Origin of the sequence: Arenibacter sp. S6351L (assembly GCF_023016025.1) — a bacterium.
In the GTDB taxonomy this organism is placed as follows: domain Bacteria; phylum Bacteroidota; class Bacteroidia; order Flavobacteriales; family Flavobacteriaceae; genus Arenibacter; species Arenibacter algicola_B.
Genome location: NZ_JALKBB010000122.1, coordinates 1 through 374, shown reverse-complemented (window position 1 = coordinate 374; position 374 = coordinate 1). Strand labels below are relative to the sequence as shown.

The following is a 374-nucleotide window of genomic DNA, read 5'->3' as shown; positions in this document are numbered from 1 at the left end:
GTATTAAAGTTCCATCGGTCGCGTTTGTTACCTCGTTTCCGATTACACCGTCATTTTCAGTTACCGTTACAGAGCCTAAATCCACTAATGTCCATGATGATGTTAAATCATCCCATTGCATTACTTGGCCATCTGCAGTACCGTCTGCCAACTTTGTTAATGTAACCGCTTTGTCGGCTATATCTCCGGCTACTATTGTTCCATCCAAAATATCGGAGGACTCCACTGCGCCTGCAGCTATTTTAGCTGTAGTTATGGCGTCATCTGCAATCGTTAAACTAACATCGTTTAAGGTCGAATTTGCTCCACCGGTTACATCTATATCACTTGAAGTAATACTACCATCACCTGTAATATCCGTTGGATCTACAGTG

Annotated in this window: 1 protein-coding gene; it reads right to left on the bottom strand. The window is 42.5% G+C overall.

The genetic code is table 11. The features are described from left to right. On the bottom strand, positions 1-374 hold a 374-nt coding region (locus MWU82_RS24180), incomplete at both ends, for a hypothetical protein (protein WP_247098328.1).